Origin of the sequence: Pseudoalteromonas rubra, assembly GCF_001482385.1 — a bacterium.
GTDB classification, from domain to species: Bacteria; Pseudomonadota; Gammaproteobacteria; order Enterobacterales; family Alteromonadaceae; genus Pseudoalteromonas; species Pseudoalteromonas ardens.
This window is the reverse complement of record NZ_CP013611.1, coordinates 146,452-167,120: the sequence shown is the minus strand read 5'-3', so window position 1 is coordinate 167,120 and position 20,669 is coordinate 146,452. Positions and strand designations below refer to the sequence as shown.

8 protein-coding genes, 2 tRNA genes and 3 rRNA genes are annotated in these 20,669 nt (G+C 45.7%); 4 read left to right on the top strand and 9 right to left on the bottom strand.

From position 1 onward, the window contains the following. The first annotated feature begins 409 nt into the window (after positions 1-409). On the top strand, positions 410-655 hold the full coding sequence (locus AT705_RS00760) for a PQQ-dependent sugar dehydrogenase (protein WP_058795076.1): 246 nt from the start codon (positions 410-412) through the stop codon (positions 653-655). Positions 656-825: 170 nt separating this feature from the next. Here the strand turns inward: AT705_RS00760 and AT705_RS00755 are convergent, their stop codons facing one another. The 4 genes from AT705_RS00755 to AT705_RS00740 form a co-directional block, all read right to left on the bottom strand. Then, entirely contained in the window at positions 826-2,514 is a 1,689-nt protein-coding gene (locus AT705_RS00755) for a GMC family oxidoreductase (protein ID WP_058795075.1), read from the bottom strand. Further along, positions 2,511-2,978, bottom strand: coding sequence for a hypothetical protein (locus AT705_RS00750; protein ID WP_058795074.1), 468 nt, complete (start codon positions 2,976-2,978; stop codon positions 2,511-2,513). The genes AT705_RS00755 and AT705_RS00750 overlap by 4 nt, the downstream gene beginning before the upstream one ends. A 120-nt stretch (positions 2,979-3,098) precedes the next feature. After that, positions 3,099-8,264 (bottom strand): RHS repeat-associated core domain-containing protein, encoded by a 5,166-nt coding sequence (locus AT705_RS00745; RefSeq protein WP_082668884.1) that lies wholly within the window; start codon positions 8,262-8,264, stop codon positions 3,099-3,101. A 363-nt stretch (positions 8,265-8,627) separates the two neighbouring features. Beyond that, positions 8,628-9,542 carry an IS5 family transposase gene (locus AT705_RS00740; protein ID WP_058795072.1) on the bottom strand — a complete coding sequence of 305 codons (915 nt, stop codon included), beginning with the start codon at positions 9,540-9,542 and terminating at the stop codon, positions 8,628-8,630. A 212-nt stretch (positions 9,543-9,754) separates the two neighbouring features. Between AT705_RS00740 and AT705_RS00735 the strand changes: the two genes are divergently transcribed. From AT705_RS00735 to AT705_RS00725, 3 genes are all read left to right on the top strand, one after another. Continuing rightward, on the top strand, positions 9,755-11,764 hold the full coding sequence (locus tag AT705_RS00735) for a hypothetical protein (protein ID WP_237113759.1): 2,010 nt from the start codon (positions 9,755-9,757) through the stop codon (positions 11,762-11,764). A 285-nt stretch (positions 11,765-12,049) separates the two neighbouring features. Further along, on the top strand, positions 12,050-13,255 hold the full coding sequence (locus AT705_RS00730; RefSeq protein WP_082668883.1) for an N-acyl amino acid synthase FeeM domain-containing protein: 1,206 nt from the start codon (positions 12,050-12,052) through the stop codon (positions 13,253-13,255). Continuing rightward, entirely contained in the window at positions 13,255-14,142 is an 888-nt protein-coding gene (locus AT705_RS00725) for a class I SAM-dependent methyltransferase (protein ID WP_058795069.1), read from the top strand. The genes AT705_RS00730 and AT705_RS00725 overlap by 1 nt, the downstream gene beginning before the upstream one ends. A gap of 655 nt (positions 14,143-14,797) precedes the next feature. Here the strand turns inward: AT705_RS00725 and rrf are convergent. The 5 genes from rrf to AT705_RS00700 all read right to left on the bottom strand — a co-directional run bounded on the left by rrf (position 14,798) and on the right by AT705_RS00700 (position 20,063). Beyond that, positions 14,798-14,912: ribosomal RNA gene (rrf, locus tag AT705_RS00720) — 5S ribosomal RNA — on the bottom strand. A gap of 116 nt (positions 14,913-15,028) precedes the next feature. After that, a 23S ribosomal RNA gene (locus AT705_RS00715) occupies positions 15,029-17,908 on the bottom strand. A 278-nt stretch (positions 17,909-18,186) separates the two neighbouring features. Further along, a tRNA-Ala gene (locus AT705_RS00710) sits at positions 18,187-18,262 on the bottom strand. Between the two features lie 115 nt (positions 18,263-18,377). Next, positions 18,378-18,454, bottom strand: a tRNA-Ile gene (locus AT705_RS00705). Between the two features lie 76 nt (positions 18,455-18,530). After that, positions 18,531-20,063 (bottom strand): 16S ribosomal RNA (locus AT705_RS00700). Together the 16S, 23S and 5S rRNA genes with 2 tRNA genes alongside form the textbook arrangement of a ribosomal RNA operon. Between the last annotated feature and the right edge of the window lie 606 nt (positions 20,064-20,669).

Below are 20,669 nucleotides of genomic sequence, written 5' to 3'. Positions count from 1 at the left end.
AGCCTATATGACAACGCTGACACGTTCAAATTAAAGAAATTCGCAACAATGTAAGGCATGTTAAAGACTTCGGAATTAGCGTTTGCGTTTGTAAAACTTGTAGTGAAAATGCAGTCAGGCTGTTTTTATCCAAACCCAAGCAAAGTTACCGAAATGAAATAGTTCACAATAACTATCAATAAGTTAAAGACAACTTAGTTGTAACCAACACCGACAAAGTTAAAGAAAGGTTAGGAATGATAGAGTCATGAGCCATTCTGGCGGCATTTCTACTCAATTGACTTAAGTGAGCAAAAATTCGTCCATACGTCCCCCTAAAGGATACCTGTCACTTACCGCACCTACCGACATTTTTTACCAAAACACGCTAACCTGTGAGTATCTTTCTGTGGACTTAATTTGAACAAGCATGAAGAAAATACTAAACAAAATTGCGCTAAGCTTATTATTTATCTCTGCTCAAAGCGTTCAGGCTGTGGAGCCGCAGACCATTGAGCTGACAAAGAGCGCGGACAACTATCAGCTGGATCTGGTAGCCAGAGGCATTCAGATCCCCTGGGGCATGGTCTGGCTAAATGACAAGGAATTGCTGGTCACGGACAGGTCGGGTCAGCTCCGTCTGATCAAACAAGGAAAACTACAAGCAAAACCCTAAAAACCACATTATGTTGGGAGCCTCGCACCAGCGGTTAATTTTCAACCAAAAGTAAAAGAAATCTCTGCATCTTTGCCTAACTAAGCTTTGGGTATCTCGTGCAATAACCTAAGCGTCTCAATACCAATAAATATTACACAGCTCCAAAACATGAATTTACTAACGTATCCTCAAGATATTTCACACATCTCAAGCTTATTTTGCGCAATATGATCTGCTGTTCTGAGTGCCAGGGCCTGAATAGTCAGAGAAGGAGCCTCTCCCCCTCCGCTACTGGGAAAAACACTTGAATCAACAATGTAGAGGTTATGAACATCATGACTGCGACAATATTCATCTACCACTGACTCATTCTTATTATTGCCCATTCGGCAAGTTCCTAGCGTTTGCGTCGAATTAAAGAAATCATAACTGCTAAATTCTTCAAAAACCTTGGTCACACCTGCTGTGCTCAGTATTTCTCGACACTTATTACGCATAAACAAAAGCAATTTAGCATCATTTTCACTTATTTCGCTGTGTATCAAAGGTAAAGGCGTGCCATATTTGTCACGTTTTTTTGGGTCCAAGCTCACATAGGAACCTGCATTTGGCAGCTTCTCTGCCACACCACCTATAGAGAGAACTTTGCCAAAGTACTCTTTCATCTGCTGCTTATGAAAAAGACCCCAGCCAGCAGCAACCCGCTTGGCGTAGCTTAGCGGCCCATTAAAATCTGCTTCAGCCGCAGTGATACTGAAACGGCACCCACCTATCGCACCTTCAACCGCGTCAGGATTATTATAAGTCCAACAGATATGGTCAGAGGGGAGCCCTTTAAAGCTCTCTATGTTTTCCGATGCAATAGCGCTTGAGACGAATGACAAGGTCTCCATTAAGTTCTTCCCAACCTGACCAGAACTATTCGCAATACCATTCGGTGCATGCTCCGAGGCTGAACTAAGCAGGAGCCTCGGAGTCTGGATTGGTCCAGCACTCAATACAATAGTGCTGACTTTGACCTTAACAATCACGTCATTTTCATCGGCGTATACCAACGAGTGGATACGGCTATCAGACCCTTGTATCAGTTGAATCACTGTACAATTTGTTCTGACTGTCAAATTCTCATAAGTGCGGGCTTTGGCAAGAAACGTTACATCAACACTGCCTTTGTCTCGCCTGGGGCACCCTCTATTACAGTTTCCACAATAGTTACAAGATGGCCTGCCGTCATAGGGCTTAGATAAGATAGCAACCGAATTGGGTTCCCAGTTTAGCTTCAATTTCTCAAAGCTCTGTCCCAGATATCGACTGCTGTGATTTTGTCTGTGAGGTGGCAATGGGTAGGCTGCAGAGCGAGGCCTATAGGTTTGACGAGCTGGTCCGGAAACACCTAACACATTTTCTGCCCTGACATAAAAAGGCTCCAAATCTTCATAGCTCAACGGCCAGTCTGAGGCAACGCCAAATGACGATTTCATCCTCATTGATTTAGGGTTCAGACGGTGTGCTTCTCCAGTGTACTGTAATGTACTACCGCCCAGCCCGGCAACATGATGGTATTTCCAACCTGCTCGAAATGGAGATTGACTCAGGTAGCCACCGTTATGGTTCCATGATTTTAGTATCGCATAACGGTTTTCTAGTCTTTGCATCTTAGCAAATGACACCTCAAATTCAGTGCCTGTATCGTGGGGAAACTGTCTAGTTTCCCAGTCTGCTTGATGCAGTTTGTAGTCGCTTTGTGGATTAAAGGCTCTACCAGACTCTAACAAGAGTACTTTCAATCCCTTTTGCACTAAAGCGTAAGCACTCGCGCCACCGCCAGCTCCGCTCCCAACGATGACAACATCAAATTCTGGACTGCACTCGGTCATAAACGATATCCATTTGGTTGGGGTGAGATCTGCCCGAGATACAGTTTATTGATATCAGGGTGGGTGTAGTACAGGTCATACGAACGCTCCAAAATAAACCTTAACAATCGATGCTCGTAGCGTAAGCGGTTCATCCTAAACATTTGTTCTACAACACGGTTCCTAAGTGAAACTTGCGTTGTGCTGACCTTACTAAATAGTTGCGGGTAGTTTGTATCGAGCAAAGACAAAAACTCGGTTAACTTAACACGCTCAACCCTGGTTAATGATTCCTGAAATTTATCAGGTATATTAAGCTGAACAGCTCCAGGGTGGCCATCTTCGGGGATCAAGGTATCAATCAAATTAACAAGTATTCTTTTAGTTTTCGAGGAAGGCAAATGCGTTTGAAATGCATAACTTTCCTTTAGACTGAGTGGATATGAAGATAGCGCCAATAACTTAAGGAAAGATCTCCTCTGCATATTCGTCTCCGCGTGCTTTTTGACTCTATGATGTAATGATAAGCGGGCTGACCAAAAAGATATGTAGTTTAGAAACACTACATATCTGATCGTGAAAGTTTAAACTATAAGCGCTTTCTTTTAAGGCCTTTTTTCCTGAGAAGAATAATACCAGGTAAATCGACGTGGTACGCGTGAGTCCACTCTCTGATAAAGTGAAACGAAATATTTGGCAGGGTTAATCGTTGTAGGGTTGGTTGTAAACCCTCCGGTAAATAGATCAACCGCCGAATTGTAACCATCAACCAGATCAGCTCCACTATCAACAGCGTTAACCTTGCCACGACCTGACCTCCATGGAGCCTTCATTGCCGATATCATTGACCCTGTCTTTTTATAAGCCCTAAACGCATCATTCCCTACCCTCCATGGAACCTGTAATGCCGCCTTAATTGACATTGTTTTTTGATAGGCCCTTAACCCTTTCACACCATAATCAAGTGCTTGATTAAAGGATTCAGCACCACCGGGTTGACACATATTAGCTTTCTTAGCAATACCTCCCGGCGTTTTAGCGATATCACCTACAATATCTGCACATAAGGCAGGGTTCTGTAAACAAGCCGCATCCAGAGTCGTTAAGAACAGGCCCGTTGGGTCCACAGATGCTACCGGGTTATTCCTACCATACGCATAAATATTCACGCCATCAGCTAATCCCAATGGGTCGCTGCTAATATATCGTCCAAGTGCAGGGTCATAATAACGATGCCAGTTGTAATGCAAGCCCGATTCTGCATCATAATACTGACCTGGGAACCGTACATTCAGTATTGTTGTATTGGCATCCCCATCAACATCTCCATCAACGACCGAGTAACCAAATGGAGTATGCGTTGCACGCCAGATGGTCTCTCCACTATCATTTGTAATCACGCTGGGCATCCCAATATGATCATTGTGTACATATCCGATTGCATAGGCTTCCGAGCTCGGAGCATGTCCTGTCACCTTAATGCTACTCAGTGCAACTCGCTCATCTTCGGGCAGATTACTCTGAGTGACCCCTATAAGGGACTTCGTGCTCATGCTAACAGACACGGACTTTACCCGATGCCAGTTTAAGCCGTCCGCTGAATTATACAAATTAACCGCAGCACCGTACTTTTCCAGCTTGATGTGCCTTCCATACAAGCGCACGGTTTCATTGACAACGGGCCCTCCGGCAAATTCTCTGTAGCTGACCTCCAGCTCTGGCAAAGAAGCAAAGAGTGGCACAAAGATCTTACCTGCAATAGGTATAAACTTTGAGTTTGCATTCAAACGCACAGACGCGTACGCAGCATCTTGTGCGTTACTTCCTCTAATCATCAATCCCACGGAAGCCCTTTCCTTTAGCGGGGCGTTAAAGTCTTCAACATTAACGCCAATGGAGCCATCTCCATTTAATTCATGATGATAGAACGAATTGGCCGAACTGGCACCTGAAAGGGTCATTCCACCATGTGAGGCAGTCAAAGCAGCCACAACCGCACCGGAATTCAAATCATATCCTTGCCAGCTTACATCACCCAGATCTGTTATCGCCAATAGCTGACCGTTTAGATAGATATACTCACGATAGACGACCCCTTCATTATCGGACTCAGCTATCAGTAGGCCATTATTATCATAGTGATATATCGTGTTCCTTGTTGACGCAAACTTTGCAACACGTTGATTCAGGCCATTATAAGCATATTCAGCAATCACTGAATTAGCTTTAGTAATAGCAACGAGTCGATTCTGCTTGTCAAATGTATAGATATGACCTCGACGTACATCACTCATCAGATTGCCCGCCGCATCATAGCTAAAACTATTCGCATTGTGACCCGTGATTGTCTGAATCTGATTACTACCTGAGTAGCTATAAGTTTGTACCTGGGTGTCTTTGGTAACTGTGGTACGGTTACCTGCTAAATCGTAATCGACCTCGAATACGCCATATCCCCCCACAGCTTCACTCAGCTGATGCATCTTATCGTATGCAAGATCCTGTGTTTTCGTAGAATCAACCAGATCACTGATTAAATCAATGTCGTTGTTGAGCTCGTAGGTATAAGTCTGGTTCAGAACATCGACATTGCCTTTTTTAAGCTCCAATGCCTCAATTCTCAAGTCTTTGTCGTAGGTTACCTTACTAATTAAAGTGTTGCCCAGCTCCATTGACTGCATAGGTCCAAATGGTAGGTAGCCAATTGACACCGCCAGCTCCACAGGTGTCGCATAGGCATCTGCTTGCGTAGTTACTGACTCTATCTGTCCGATGGCATCATAACCATAGATCACAATGCGGCCACTGGGGTAAGTGATGTGAGTGATCTGATCACGTTTATTATATTCAAACTCTGTCACACTGGTTTGCAAGGCAGTTTGCTGTACCTGCTTTATCAAACGACCCTTGTCATCGTAAAAATAGTCCAGCGTACCACTACTATCAATAACACTCGTCAGCTGGCCAATACCGTTCTTACCATTCTCTGTTTCATCGTAATTAAGCGTAATATTCTGCTCTGGAGAGTCTATAAACTGTTTCCCCGTCAGGCGATTTAAAACATCATAGGTGTACTCGGTTGTAAACCCGTTGGCATCAAGCTTTCTAGTTGTATTACCAGCTGCATCATACCAGTATACGGTAGTGCCAGAATCCGGGCTCTTGATTTGAATAATATTATCAAGGCCATCATAAGTGTATTCTGTCACAGCCTCATTTGGGTCTGTGATCATTGTCACATTGTCTCTTTGATCGTAATCAAGATAAATCACTCCACCGTCAGGGTGTGCAATTTCGCGTAAGCGGCCTAGTGAATCATACTTATTGCCAGTTGTATTTACTACATTTTCACTTTGACCATTGCTATTAGCCACGATATTGGCTAGTTCATTGATTGCGTCAATGCTACCGTTCATATGATAGGTAAACTCGGTATTCTGGCCATCATTACCTGTCAAAGCCTTGACCCGGCCGAGCTGATCTGTCAACAAACTAACTAATGAACGAACTGAGCCCGATGCATCTTTGCCTTCAATTTTTCTGGGCACACCATAGGCATCAAAATTACTGAATACGGTCTTTTCACCCAAATTATTTTCAATTTGAGTCAATATATTCGCACTGTTATATGTGAATTTACTGTAAGACCCGTCTGGCAATGTCACTTTTTCCAGATACCCATTATCATAATAATCGTAACGAGTCGTATCACCTGCTTCAGTTACAGAAGTAAGCCATCCACGGTAATGGTAGCCGTAACTAGTTACAGAGCCATTAGGGTTTGTCACTTCCGTTGGTCGATCGTTTTCATACGCCGTAATTTCTATTGTATGACCAGCAGGATTGACTATGCGCTTTAGTAGGCCTGGATACGCCTCACCTGTCTCATAATAGGAATACTGGGTAACGTCCTCCACATCTGTTCTAGGTCCGTCTATCGTCAAGATCTTTTTCAGCGGCAGTCCGGCAACAGTATCAGTGTAGGTGTAATCTGTTTGCCTTTTTTTTACAGTGACTTGATAAGGTTCATGATCATACCTGTAGCTCAGCTCATCTTCGAGATAGCTCGTTTGTGGCAATCCATTTTTCAGATAATTGAATTCTTTTTGTCCGGCCATTGAGGTTGAGACCAAACTGCCATCAACAGTACTAAATTGAAATCTGGTTAATCTATAAGCACATACTTCATGGTCACCACTACATGTTCCGTAGCCGCCATTAGCAACTGTCGGAATGCTCTCTCTTACGTATTCCAAATCTGTTGTGCTTTGACGAAAAGGGTAAGACGGTCCATTTGCCGCATAGTAGATATTGTGTTTTTTATAATCATGAGTAACGACTTTACCGCCAGAGTATTCCCTCTTTGAGTACGCATAACCACTGCCTTCAATGCGACCGGGTGTACTGGTTTTTTTATAACCCAGTAGAACATTTTGGGTTCCCGGACCAGTGAACCCCTCCAGTTCACAGCCGATGGCATTTCTGTCATGATGAACATCCGTTAAGTTCATGAATCGTTGCTCATTACCATCATAGGTATACCGGCTTTTAAAATCTTCCCCCGTCGTAACTGAGATATTCAATACGTCTCCGCTAGATGGAGACTCAACATTGACTTGTGTTGGATTGAAACGCTCGCCCTGTTTATAGGAAACCGCTCTAGCGAACTCTAGAGTCGAATACGTCTTGCTCTTATCCGAATTGTAACCCCAGGTGGCATAACGATGGCCAAGTTCATCCGTGATACCGGTTAATGCTGTATACTCCGCCCAATAAGTACCAGAAAGAGGGCCAACCTTGAATTCCTCTAATGACGGTTCATAAGCTAAGTAATGATAAGTCCGATGTGGGGCGTTTGTATCAATGCTCATATCAGATTGGCGCTGCGCGTCGCTTGGAAAGTACGCTTTTGCTAACAAACTTCCATTCCACTCATATTGAACAGCCGTTCCATCTGACATGGTCACGTACTGAAGCTGACCTAGGTCATTTTTAACCAATGTGAGCTTGTTTCCAAATGAATCTGTAACCTCTGTCGAATTACCGTCATACACAACCGAGTGCTGATTGCCATCATTAAAGTCTATACGGGTAAGTTTCCCTTCACTATTGAAGTGTTCTACCGTATTGTTTTTCTTGTTTGTGAGCTTCCAGGTTTCATCTTGGTGAAAATACTCTAACCGGCTTGCTTGATAGCCATCTTGATCATAATTAATACTTTGTCTCTCAGGATATGTGTCCATCCCACCGTCGTGCCGCGAGACATAAATAGAACCACCATCTTCGGTTTTTACATGTACAGTCAGACTCCAGGTAGATTTCTTAACTTTGATGTGTTGTGAATAAGAATGGCTCCATACGCCTCCATATCCATATGCTGACTTTTCTATCTCATCCACAGCACCATCCAGCGTTGGCAGGACAGTACCTTCAGGCGCATATGTAAAATACTCTTTGCCGTTAAGCGCTCTCTTCCAAAGGTTGCCTTGTGTAGTCACACGACTATTATAAAACCGTTCAAAACGCAACCCACTGGCAGAACTGCTTGGTATATCAGTCTCCCTTTGAAATTTGTTACCTGTTCGTCGGTCTATTGGGTTTCCAGCGGTATGGCATGAATCAGGCTCTCCCGTTCTTGGAATGTCCCCAATGTTAGAACCGATGTATCGGCTTGGTGGAGTGGGGGCTACCCCAGCTTGAACGCTCGCACTGACCAATGAGGCCAATGTAAGTGCAACAAAAGCAGGCACCCTAAGTCTAAATTCCTTCATGAACTCTCCTTCATTTACTTATTATTAGGTACAATGATATCGGATTTTTGTCTAGGGTGAAATTCGATTTTTGTGATTAGGTTCAATTGGCTACTACAGGTTGGATTAACAAATGGAAAAATGTTGATGTTGCTGATTACGCAACCCAATAATGGGTAAATTGGTTTAATAATCCCTACTCAATATTAAGCAGATTACTATGGTAAAGTAATAGGGTCATTAAACTAAATGGTCTCCGATAAACTCGGGGCCATTCAATTATGTCACAAATATTGGAAGATGATTTCTGGGCAAAAATTCTGCACACGCACTTGACCGGGGCCTTGTTGATCAAATCCAGATAACTTAGGTAACACCGAGATTTCAACTGCTTCCCTGATATTCAGGCATACCTAGCCTAGTCATTCTATTGAGTACTTTCACTTTGATCATCGCTTCAGTGTGTTGCTGATTGAATCCACGACTGACCAGCTTGTCACCCATTAGCTGTTTGTATCGGTACATTGCCGTTTCCGCCAGTGAACGTTGATGGTAGTTCACACATTTTTTCCACTCACTGCTGCCTATATGCTTTGTTAAAATGACCGCGCTGTTGCGAGCATGTCCATCCTCCCACAACTGTGCGTTACTCCTTGGTGGGATCACTGCTTCGGCCTTTTTAGCTGCTACTTCGGCATAACAGCCTCTGGTATCATAGGCACCATCTGCTTTAACTGAGCTGATCTTCCTGCGCAATGGTCTGAGTAGGTCACCCAAAACTTCTGAATCAGCTACAGACACTGTGGACAACTCAGCGCCTACGATTTGGTGCGTATCTGGATCAACTGCCAGGTGTAGCTTTCGCCATGTTCGGCGCTTGTTTGCACCATGTTTTCTTGCATGCCACTCACCATTTCCGTACACCTTCAAACCAGTGCTATCAACCACAATATCAATGCCTCCGGATGCACTGGAGTGTGGCCTATAGCGAACTGCCAGCTCTGCACTACGCTTGCACAAACAACTATAAGTTGGCGTATCCAAATCAAGCTTCATCATTGATATTAGTGACGAAACAAAACCCTGTGCAGCTCGAAGAGACAAGCGAAATACAGCCCGCAAAGTCAGGCAGGTCTCAATTGCCAGTTCAGAGAAATGATTAGCCCGGCCTTTACCGCCGTGATGTTGCGTGTTGTTCCACTGTTCAATCGCGTCCTCGGAAAACCAAAGTTGGATGTTACCTCTGGCGATAAGGGCTTTGTTGTATTCGCGCCAGTTGGTGATACGCTTTTCTTTCAAAGTTCAGCCTCTGTGTTTGCTTTCGAGATCTGATCACATAAGGCTAAATTAGTTCAATGATTTAGGAAACAACGCACTTGACCGGGGAAGATGCCTCAAAAGATAATCCAGATTCAAACCCGTATCTCCCCTTTCCTGTCCAGGAAATAGCCATACGCAAGAAGCTGTCAATTGTACTGCCTGCTTTGGTATCGAGCCGGGAAGAAAGCAAAATGCAACTTCAACTTGAAGCCATCGAACTGGGATTTATTTTTGAGGACGAGGCACTCAATGCACTTGTCTATAATCCCCAACAAAGCGCATCGATATTTCAGACTCTTCAGACATTAGTGGGGGCAGATAAGGTATGGGAGCCACTATATCCCAATTTCCCAAAGCAAGTTTATGATGCACACCAAGTCGAACTCTTCTTTAATGCCACTGGGCACTATTTTAGCCAGGGAGTCTGGCAACCAGATTACACAAAAGAACTCAGATTGCCGCTGTCAGAGGCTGTCAAGCTAAAGCCCATTGGACTGATTTCGAGTAACGAGTATATTCGTATATTCAGTGAAATACTTTCCAGCAATGCGTCACTTCCCGAGTTTGACCGGGAAATTATTCGTCACTTTGTCAGCCAGTTTGATGAACAGATGCTGGAAAAACATATACCAGATGACATTCCATTTAAGGAGACGCGCTGCCAGCTAATCGCTGAAGGCAGACTGGCCAATATGCCGTCAATTTCAGAGCTTCCTCTTGCCACTGCAACAGATATCCTGCGCGTTGCAGCGCACTTGTCTCAAGGTGACATATCACTGGCTTCAAATACGAAGTTCAAGTTAAGCAAAGCAAATCGCCGTTGGCTTGTCGAAAAGCTGGAGCCAGTTATCAACATAGATGACATCATTCGACAAAAGGGAAAATGGAAACGATTGTTTCATTGTTTACACATTGGAACATTCGAAGAGGCACCTGTTAGCAGAGAAATCGCAGCCAAACTCAGAAAAGGCAAGCTTCAGGGGTTCAATAGCATTATTGAACAAGCACTGGCAGATAGGTCGCTGACCCCTCTTTTAGAGCTGCTTGCTAAAAAACCCGGAGAGTTTGCCAGGCGGGTCGACCACCTACTTCGTTTGTTCTGCGAAGGTGAAGCAAAAGTCATACTGGACAGGTTTTCAGTGGTAATTTCAGATGTCGATACTCGGGTTCTGGTACAAATGTTGGGGCACTTTAACCATCGTAACGCCTGTGAGAGCGTAAAAAGCGGCGCTGAACAGAACACTGTAACAATGACTCGGGTCACGATTCCAAAAGGCCAAATAGCCAAAGCAATAGTGCTTAACGGTGACTTACCACGGATTGCCTCGTCGATACTGCAAAGATTAGTTGAGATGATAACCAACGCACTTATGGCACGCTTCTCGCGATTGCCCAACCTCGGTAAAGTCTGGCTTGCTCCGGCATTAGCAAAAGCGCCGGTACCACTGCAAATGCGAACCGCTGCTGAAGGGTTGAAGATTGTTCAACGCGGAACCAGGTTACCGATGGGCGATAAAAATGTGCTGCGATTTTTTGTCCATTGGATCGGAGACGACATCGACTTGTCAGCATGTTTTTTAACCGAGTCACTGACTTTTCACTCAGAAATTGCCTATTACGCACTTCGTAGCGACGGGTCTTGTAACAACTACAGGGCTGTCCACAGTGGCGACATAACCCATGCGCCAGAGCCGCATGGCGCGTGCGAATTTATTGATATCGAGCTCGACTCTATCACAGACACCAGTATTCGCTATATCACGCTGGATGTTCGAGTTTATTCAGGTGGCCCATTACCCGAACAACAAGCCAATGCAGGGTGGATGTTTCGAGAGCAGCAAGGCCAGGCCGGTGAAATATTTGATGCAACGACAGTAGAGCAAAGAATCTCCATTAGTGCGGCAAGTCATTCATGCATGGTTGCGGTATTCGATATTAAGGAACGAGAGGTCATCTGGCTTGATCTGGCCGGTTCTTCTAACCAGCTTGAGTCTTGTAATAATGTCCACAACAATCGCGCCAATATTGAAACGCTGCTCAAAGCATCTTTAAACTTCCACCAGATATCTGTTTATGATCTTTTAAAACTACACGCATTAAGCCGGGGTGAGCTAGCAGCGTCCAAAGAAGAAGCCGAGCTAATATTAGATGAAAATTTGGTATATCAGAGCAATGTAATTAATTCAGAATATCTCTGCTAGCTTGCTTTCTATGTGGCGTGACCCATTACCTCTCAGAAAGCGTTATACTGATTATTCTTCAAACAAGATCTTCAACTCCACTTTGTCAGGTAGTGCTAAATTTTAAAGTGCGTAAAGAATATACGCACTTCGCAATTGTGTCCGAAAAAGTAATATACCCGCCAGTCATTGTGGTCAGGTCACTAAACTCTCTCCTCCCCACGACTATTTCATTATTCGTTTTATTTTTTTAATGAATAAAGGTTAGAATACAGCTTTACAATAAACAATATAAAGTCTTGTTCAATGTCTATCAGAGTCAAAGTTGCTACTACGCCGGTTGAGCTTAATCATGTATACCAACTCCGGTATCGGGTTTACGTGGAAGAATACGCCTATATGCAGGCAAATCCGCAACAAATTATTATGGATATGTTTGATGGTATGCCTGATAGCTATAATATTATCGCCTATGATGGCGAAACACCGGTTGGCACAATACGTGTGGTTATCGATGGTGCGCTAAGACTGCCAGCGGACCAGATGTACGATTTCAACCAATACCGTATGCAGCTTATTAAACAAGCCCAATCACAGGACTTGCCCCTCCCCTTGCTGGCAAACTCGGGGATGTTTGCGATTGATGCCAAATGGCGAAATCGTCGCGATTTATTTCGAGCGCTTTTTAAACTGAGTTGTGATATCGGCGAAGTTAGAGGCGTCACTGACATAATCACGACCGCGAACATAGAAACGCTGGCCCTATACAAACGCATGGGCCTGAAAGCCCTGGGCGCACAAGTCCGCCATGAACACATTTCCGTTTCTATGGTGCCTATGCACTGCACCATGCAGCAGATCACGCAATGGGCATTTGGTGGCCCAAGAGCACACTCAAAACTGACAGAGTTGTTCTCACAATGCTATGAGTATTTGCTGGTCAGCGCCGGCACAGCGATTTTTAACACTGAAGATGAAAATGCGAATGAAGCTTACCTTATCAGCAGTGGCGCCATCAGCATCACCATGGACACAACGACCGAACAGCAGGGCTTTGACCTTGCGACCCTAACGGCCGGAGAGTTATTCGGTGAATCATGTCTGTTTGATGAACAGGCACGCACAGTCAACGCTACAGCCATCGTTAACACCGATCTATTGGTACTAAAGAAAAAAGACTTCTGGCACCAGGTCAATCAAGATCAGAGCTATATGAAAGTGGTCCTCCAAGTGATGGAACAAAAACTTCGAGACGTAGGCCGCAGAGCCCTCATTTATGCACATGCCTCGCGGGAGGAAAGATTAGCGTTTTTTCTGGAGCAACTGGCAAAAACCGCACAACCTATGCTGCGAAAGCCGCATCAACGTGTTGTCAGAATGGGCGGACATGCGTTTTCTGTAATATCAGGGATTAAGCGTGATGAAAGCCAGGCCTTTTTGGAGCGCCAGGCTCAGGCAGGCTGTATCGGCCTGACAGAAAACAGCATTGTTTTTTATAGTGAGGCCAGATAATGAAAGACAATGAAGCTAGTTCTACCGCTTTTACCGTCGCTCAGGGCCTGTTATTTGCCGCTAAAAACTCTCCACACGGAAACTTAGTCGACGAGAACGTGATTTCCGTATCACGCCAGATACTGCAAGGCAGCCAGCATGGCCGCCACAGGCTCAAACAACTCGATAGTTGGTGGTTTTGCAAACTTTCAAAATTAAAGGAGCGGCTGTTACTACCGGGTATTTCTCTGCACTATGTTCTGCGCAAGCGGCATATTGAGCAACTAACGCTGAATGCTATCTCAAATGGCGTCAATCAAGTTGTAGTATTAGGCGCAGGGTTTGACTCGCTATGTTGGCGTCTTCAAGAAGTCCACCCTGAGGTTAACTTTATTGAAATTGATCACCCTTCCACTCAAGCTCTCAAGGTCAAGGCATTCGAAAAGGGAGCGGCTCAGGATCAGAATATCCATTTTTTGGCTGTGGATTTTTCTCATCAAAAATTAAACACGGTACTCGCCGAATTTAGCGCATTCAACCGAGAACGCTTAACGCTGTTTATCTGCGAAGGTGTTTTAATGTATTTAAGCGAACAGGACGTCAATCTGCTTTTTGATTCGATCCGAATTTTAGCAGGTAGTGACACTCAGTTTATTTTTTCCACTCTGGAACCCCAGGAAAGCCCCAAGAACACGATACCTAAATTACTGTATCACCATTTGGAAAAGCTGGGGGAGCCAATCGTGTGGGATATAGACAGCAGCCAAATGCCAAACTATTTACAGTCACATGGCTGTACGCTCCACTCTGTTGCAGGCAGCCCGGAGTTAGTCGCACAGCAACTCACTGGCGGACTAAAACAAAAAATGCATCAGGGTGAGTATTTTGTGCATTGTACCTTCCAGTAAGCTCACACTCTCTAGCATGATGAACCTCGTTATGATTGTCAGGGTGACGAGAAACCGAAGCACCGCTTCGCAGTTCGAGGAAGTGAGTGCATGGACCCACAGGGATGTGGGGAAGTAGTATAATGCAGGAGCAATTATCGAGATGCGCGATGGAACCCACCTTCATGGATGAATAGGCGATGCTATTCTATCTACGGCTACAGCTTCATCGGCACGTTTTTAAATCGCACATAGCAAAAAACCCGCTGCATTGCTGCAACGGGTTTGACGTACATGGAAGTACGAATGTCGATGAGATTCATGGATGAATTAAGTGTAAAGTACAATGACAGCGAGCAACGCGAGTACATTTACTTTGCGCAAGGTGAAATGAGCCTTTTTAGAGAACGCAGACCTATTCCAACATCCAACCCAGCTTCATGAATGAATAGACAATGTGATGCTATTCTATCTGCAGCTACAGCTTCCTCGGCACGCTTTTAAATCGCACATAGCAAAAAAGAGCCCTCCACAAGAAAGTGTGTCCAAAGGTTGCTAGATACCAACTTCATGGATGAATAGACAACGCTACTCTATCTACAGCTTCATCGACGCTTTTTAAAATTTCAAACGCAAAAAAGCCCGACTCTTTCGAATCGGGCTTTCTTTTATTAGGCCCTGGCGATGTCCTACTTTCACATGGGAAACCCCACACTATCATCGGCGCTATTTCGTTTCACTACTGAGTTCGGCATGGGGTCAGGTGGTTCCAAAATGCTATGTTCACCAGGAAATTCTGTGTGCAAGATGTTTATCAACATCTCACTAAAATCTGGAAAAGCGTATTAAATTTTTATCGTCTACTTTATTTCTTAACTTCTAACAAACAAAACCACTTTGGCGTTGTATGGTTAAGCCTCACGGGTAATTAGTACGAGTTAGCTCAATGGCTCACACCACTTCCACATCTCGCCTATCAACGTTGTAGTCTTCAACGGCCCTTCAGTTAACTTATAGTTAAAGTGAGAACTCATCTCGAGGCTCGCTTCCCGCTTAGATGCTTTCAGCGGTTATCGATTCCGAACGTAGCTACCGGGCAATGCCATTGGCATGACAACCCGAACACCAGCGGTTCGTCCACTCCGGTCCTCTCGTACTAGGAGCAGCCCCTCTCAATTCTCAAACGCCCACGGCAGATAGGGACCGAACTGTCTCACGACGTTCTAAACCCAGCTCGCGTACCACTTTAAATGGCGAACAGCCATACCCTTGGGACCGACTTCAGCCCCAGGATGTGATGAGCCGACATCGAGGTGCCAAACACCGCCGTCGATATGAACTCTTGGGCGGTATCAGCCTGTTATCCCCGGAGTACCTTTTATCCGTTGAGCGATGGCCCTTCCATTCAGAACCACCGGATCACTATGACCTACTTTCGTACCTGCTCGACGTGTCTGTCTCGCAGTTAAGCTGGCTTCTACCATTACACTAACCGTACGATGTCCGACCGTACTTAGCCAACCTTCGTGCTCCTCCGTTACTCTTTGGGAGGAGACCGCCCCAGTCAAACTACCCACCAGGCACTGTCCTCAATCCCGATCAGGGACCTAAGTTAGAACATCAACACTACAAGGGTGGTATTTCAAGGACGGCTCCACGCAATCTAGCGACTGCGCTTCAAAGCCTCCCACCTATCCTACACATGTAGGGTCAATGTTCAGTGCCAAGCTGTAGTAAAGGTTCACGGGGTCTTTCCGTCTAGCCGCGGGTACACAGCATCTTCACTGCGATTTCAATTTCACTGAGTCTCGGGTGGAGACAGCGTGGCCATGGTTACACCATTCGTGCAGGTCGGAACTTACCCGACAAGGAATTTCGCTACCTTAGGACCGTTATAGTTACGGCCGCCGTTTACCGGGGCTTCGATCAAGAGCTTCGCCTAAGCTAACCCCATCAATTAACCTTCCGGCACCGGGCAGGTGTCACACCGTATACGTCATCTTACGATTTTGCACAGTGCTGTGTTTTTAATAAACAGTCCCAGCCACCTGGTCACTGCGGCTCTCGCCTGCTTACGACGCGAAGTCTTCACAAGTAAGAGCGTACCTTCTCCCGAAGTTACGGTACAATTTTGCCTAGTTCCTTCACCCGAGTTCTCTCAAGCGCCTTAGTATTCTCTACCTGACCACCTGTGTCGGTTTAGGGTACGATTCGATATAAACTGAAGCTTAGAGGCTTTTCCTGGAAGTAGGGCATCAACAACTTCACCACCGTAGTGGCTCGTCTCGACTCTCAGCCTTAGCGACCCGGATTTTCCTAAGTCACCAGCCTACAGCCTTTCACATGGACAACCAACGCCATGCTTGCCTAGCCTGCTCCGTCCCCCCATCGCATTTATACCAAGTACGGGAATATTAACCCGTTTCCCATCGACTACGCTCTTCAGCCTCGCCTTAGGGGTCGACTCACCCTACCCTGATTAACATGGGATAGGAACCCTTGGTCTTCCGGCGTGCGGGTTTTTCACCCGCATTATCGTTACTCATGTCAGCATTCGCACTTCTGATATGTCCAGCATGCCTCCCGGCACACCTTCAGCCACTTACAGAACGCTCCCCTACCCCGCGAACTAAGTTCGCAGCCGTAGCTTCGGTGGTATGTTTAGCCCCGTTACATCTTCCGCGCAGGCCGACTCGACTAGTGAGCTATTACGCTTTCTTTAAAGGATGGCTGCTTCTAAGCCAACCTCCTAGCTGTTTTAGCCTTCCCACATCGTTTCCCACTTAACATACACTTTGGGACCTTAGCTGACGGTCTGGGTTGTTTCCCTCTCCACGATGGACGTTAGCACCCACCGTGTGTCTCCCGGATAGTACTTTACGGTATTCGGAGTTTGCAAAGGGTTGGTAAGTCGGGATGACCCCCTAGCCTTAACAGTGCTCTACCCCCGTAAGTATTCGTCCGAGGCTCTACCTAAATAGATTTCGGGGAGAACCAGCTATCTCCCGGTTTGATTAGCCTTTCACTCCTAGCCACAGGTCATCCCCTAACTTTTCAACGTTAGTGGGTTCGGTCCTCCAGTCAGTGTTACCTGACCTTCAACCTGCCCATGGCTAGATCACCGGGTTTCGGGTCTATACCCTGCAACTTAAGCGCCCAGTTAAGACTCGCTTTCGCTACGGCTCCCCTAAATGGTTAACCTTGCTACAGAATATAAGTCGCTGACCCATTATACAAAAGGTACGCAGTCACCCTCGAGGGGCTCCTACTGCTTGTACGTACACGGTTTCAGGTTCTATTTCACTCCCCTCACAGGGGTTCTTTTCGCCTTTCCCTCACGGTACTGGTTCACTATCGGTCAGTTGGGAGTATTTAGCCTTGGAGGATGGTCCCCCCATATTCAGTCAAAGTTTCACGTGCTCCGACCTACTCGATTTCACTTTAAATAAGTTGTCGTGTACGGGACTGTCACCCTGTATCGTCATACTTTCCAGAATGTTCCACTAACTACATTAAAGCTTAAGGGCTAATCCGATTTCGCTCGCCGCTACTTTCGGAATCTCGGTTGATTTCTTTTCCTACGGGTACTTAGATGTTTCAGTTCTCCGCGTTCGCTTCATACAGCTATGTATTCACTGCATGATGACCCAAAGGGCCGGGTTTCCCCATTCGGAAATCCTAGTCTCAAGCGCCTCTTACTGGCTCAACTAGGCTTATCGCAAGTTAGTACGTCCTTCATCGCCTCCAACTGCCAAGGCATCCACCGTGTACGCTTAGTCACTTAACCATACAACCCAAAATAGTTTTGAATTGTAGTGTCAAAGACAGTTTTAACTTCGCCAGAAGTTAAGTAATACTAAAGTAGACGCTAATAAATTCTTTCGAATTTATCGGCATTTTTCTTTCGAAAACTCTATAGAACAACAATTTTCATTGTCATTCAGAGAATTTAATATCAGCTTTCCAAATTTTTAAAGAGCAAGAGAATTACTTCTCAGAGTTAAAAACTCTCAGAGTACCAAGTCGTTGGTAAGAGTGTTTATCTATGAGGAGTAGGTAGTAAAGTGGTGGAGCTAAGCAGGATCGAACTGCTGACCTCCTGCGTGCAAGGCAGGCGCTCTCCCAGCTGAGCTATAGCCCCACATTACTAGGAATAACATTGTTCTGAACCGAGCTTCTTTTCGAGGCAAGGCATTAAGTGAGGACGTTTAGTAGTTTCTAAACGACGAGCTTAATAACGCAGCATCGGGAAGAAGTGGTGGGTCTGAGTAGACTTGAACTACCGACCTCACGCTTATCAGGCGTGCGCTCTAACCAGCTGAGCTACAGACCCAAACAATGTTTGTGTTCTCTAATTCTAATCAACAATCATCTGTGTGGACACTTCGAACAAATTAGTTCTAAGTCGATAAGGAGGTGATCCAGCCCCAGGTTCCCCTAGGGCTACCTTGTTACGACTTCACCCCAGTCATGAATCACTCCGTGGTGAACGCCCTCCCGAAGGTTAAGCTATCCACTTCTGGAGCAACCCACTCCCATGGTGTGACGGGCGGTGTGTACAAGGCCCGGGAACGTATTCACCGCGGCATTCTGATCCGCGATTACTAGCGATTCCGACTTCATGGAGTCGAGTTGCAGACTCCAATCCGGACTACGACATACTTTAAGTGATTCGCTTACTATCGCTAGTTCGCAGCACTCTGTATATGCCATTGTAGCACGTGTGTAGCCCTACACGTAAGGGCCATGATGACTTGACGTCGTCCCCACCTTCCTCCGGTTTATCACCGGCAGTCTCCTTAGAGTTCCCGACCGAATCGCTGGCAACTAAGGATAAGGGTTGCGCTCGTTGCGGGACTTAACCCAACATCTCACAACACGAGCTGACGACAGCCATGCAGCACCTGTATCAGAGTTCCCGAAGGCACCAAACCATCTCTGGTAAGTTCTCTGTATGTCAAGTGTAGGTAAGGTTCTTCGCGTTGCATCGAATTAAACCACATGCTCCACCGCTTGTGCGGGCCCCCGTCAATTCATTTGAGTTTTAACCTTGCGGCCGTACTCCCCAGGCGGTCTACTTAATGCGTTAGCTTTGGAAAAGTTGTCCGAAGACCCCAGCTCCTAGTAGACATCGTTTACGGCGTGGACTACCAGGGTATCTAATCCTGTTTGCTCCCCACGCTTTCGTACATGAGCGTCAGTGTTGACCCAGGTGGCTGCCTTCGCCATCGGTATTCCTTCAGATCTCTACGCATTTCACCGCTACACCTGAAATTCTACCACCCTCTATCACACTCTAGTTTGCCAGTTCGAAATGCAGTTCCCAGGTTAAGCCCGGGGCTTTCACATCTCGCTTAACAAACCGCCTGCGTACGCTTTACGCCCAGTAATTCCGATTAACGCTCGCACCCTCCGTATTACCGCGGCTGCTGGCACGGAGTTAGCCGGTGCTTCTTCTGTCAGTAACGTCACAGCTAGCAGGTATTAACTACTAACCTTTCCTCCTGACTGAAAGTGCTTTACAACCCGAAGGCCTTCTTCACACACGCGGCATGGCTGCATCAGGCTTGCGCCCATTGTGCAATATTCCCCACTGCTGCCTCCCGTAGGAGTCTGGACCGTGTCTCAGTTCCAGTGTGGCTGATCATCCTCTCAAACCAGCTAGGGATCGTCGCCTTGGTAAGCCGTTACCTTACCAACTAGCTAATCCCACTTGGGCCAATCTAAAGGCGAGAGCCGAAGCCCCCTTTGGTCCGTAGACATTATGCGGTATTAGCCATCGTTTCCAATGGTTGCCCCCCACCTAAAGGCATGTTCCCAAGCATTACTCACCCGTCCGCCGCTCGTCATCTTCTAGCAAGCTAGAAATGTTACCGCTCGACTTGCATGTGTTAGGCCTGCCGCCAGCGTTCAATCTGAGCCATGATCAAACTCTTCAATTAAAAGTTTTTTGAAACCTAAGTTTCGTGCTCATTGAATTCTGATTTTGATTTCTCACCTATAAAAGATGAGATATCGAATTGACTGTGCTGAATAAACTATGTTTATTCCGTTGGTCACTCAGCTCAATTGAGACTCTAAATTTTTGTGCGTCATTCAGTAAACTGAAATTCGCTGTTAGAACTCAATCTGTACGAGTGCCCACACAGATGATTGCTTCATATTTTTAAAGAACGGTGCGACTTAATGTCGCTGCGCTGTTAGCGCTGAGGGTTGCGCATTCTAATCACTTCCCATTTTATGTCAACACTTGATTGTGCTTGATATATATTTCAAAACAACCTAGCTTTATTTGACTCCCAACTCGCTAGCTCGTTGCTTTTCAGCGTTTCGCTCCGTATCGGTGGATGCGCATTATAGGGAAATCGAAACTCAGCACAACCATTTTTTTGAGAAAAAGTGAAAAAAGCCACCCAACCGAACAAAATAAAACCAACATGATTAAAATTAACACAAAACAGAATCAAATTAAGCAAACGCCTGCATTAATTAATCCCCTTTGTTAACCCGGTTGAATCTGTAAAACGATTAATCCCTAGAGAAATGCT

Bases quoted from the DNA above. Each gene is read 5' to 3' on its own strand.
- AT705_RS00760 (WP_058795076.1), top strand. From the start codon at position 410: ATGAAGAAAATACTAAACAAAATTGCGCTAAGCTTATTATTTATCTCT.
- AT705_RS00730 (WP_082668883.1), top strand. From the start codon at position 12,050: ATGTCTATCAGAGTCAAAGTTGCTACTACGCCGGTTGAGCTTAATCAT.
- AT705_RS00755 (WP_058795075.1), bottom strand. From the start codon at position 2,514: ATGACCGAGTGCAGTCCAGAATTTGATGTTGTCATCGTTGGGAGCGGA.
- AT705_RS00735 (WP_237113759.1), top strand. From the start codon at position 9,755: ATGCAACTTCAACTTGAAGCCATCGAACTGGGATTTATTTTTGAGGAC.
- AT705_RS00745 (WP_082668884.1), bottom strand. From the start codon at position 8,264: ATGAAGGAATTTAGACTTAGGGTGCCTGCTTTTGTTGCACTTACATTG.
- AT705_RS00750 (WP_058795074.1), bottom strand. From the start codon at position 2,978: ATGCAGAGGAGATCTTTCCTTAAGTTATTGGCGCTATCTTCATATCCA.
- AT705_RS00725 (WP_058795069.1), top strand. From the start codon at position 13,255: ATGAAAGACAATGAAGCTAGTTCTACCGCTTTTACCGTCGCTCAGGGC.